Genomic DNA, 1,029 nt, shown 5'->3' on the forward strand with positions numbered 1-1,029 from the left:
CGCGGATTCAAATACCAAGTGCGACACATTTGTATTTAGTTGAAAAAGTTAGGTGTATTAGAATCATTAGACTTTTTCAACTCGCAATTGGAAAGCACACAATGAAGCAATACACCCAACTTTCTCAAGAAGAAAGATACGAAATTTATGCTGCTTTGAAAAGTAAATCTTCAATCTCCACCCTTGCCAGAGAGCTTGGACGTTCCCGATCAACCATTTATCGTGAGATCAAAAGGAATACAGGACAACGTGGCTATCGGGCTAAACAGGCTGAGCATCTCTCCAGCCAACGACGATATCGATCCTCATCTCAGATGACAGATTTCGCTATAATCTACATCCGTTATCTGATTGCTCTGGATTGGTCACCTGAACAGGTTGCGGGGGCTTTGAAACAACGTGGCTGGTTAGATGTCCCATCGCATGAATGGGTCTATCAGTACATTTATCAGGATAAATCTAAGGGTGGAAAATTGCATCAGCATTTAAGACACCAGAAAACATATCGCAAGCGGGGTTATAAAAACACAGATCGTAGAGGTCAACTTGTTGATAGAACAAGTATTCATTGTCGTGATGAGGTCATCGAGAAACGTCAACGCCTAGGTGATTTTGAAGGTGATACTGTAATAGGCAAGAATCATAAGGGAGCATTATTAACCCTGGTTGAACGCAAGAGTCTGTATGTACATATCGTTCATTTGGGGCAAACGAGAACCACAGCTAAAACGATCTCGTGTGCTTTAGCATGTTTGCGTAGTAGTCATGCCTATAGTGTGACCTTTGATAATGGCAAGGAATTCTCAGAGCATAGGCGGATAACGGACGCAGGCATAGAGACTTACTTTGCAGATCCGTACAAGTCTATTCAACGAGCCAGAAATGAAAATACGAATGGTCTGATCAGACAATATCTGCCAAAATCCTCATCGTTTGATCATGTTTCAAAAGAGCGGATAGAACAGATAGAGACTGCTCTAAATAATCGTCCTAGAAAGACACTGGGCTGGTATACACCCAGTGATATTA

General features: G+C 41.8%; 1 protein-coding gene. It reads left to right on the forward strand.

Going from position 1 to position 1,029, the window contains the following annotated elements; genetic code table 11:
• Window positions 1-101: 101 nt before the first annotated feature.
• Window positions 102-1,029: IS30 family transposase (locus HLH16_RS13715; protein ID WP_171529759.1), on the forward strand; the 928-nt coding region annotated here is incomplete at its 3' end.

The organism is Acinetobacter sp. ANC 5378 (assembly GCF_013004315.1).
GTDB lineage: Bacteria > Pseudomonadota > Gammaproteobacteria > Pseudomonadales > Moraxellaceae > Acinetobacter.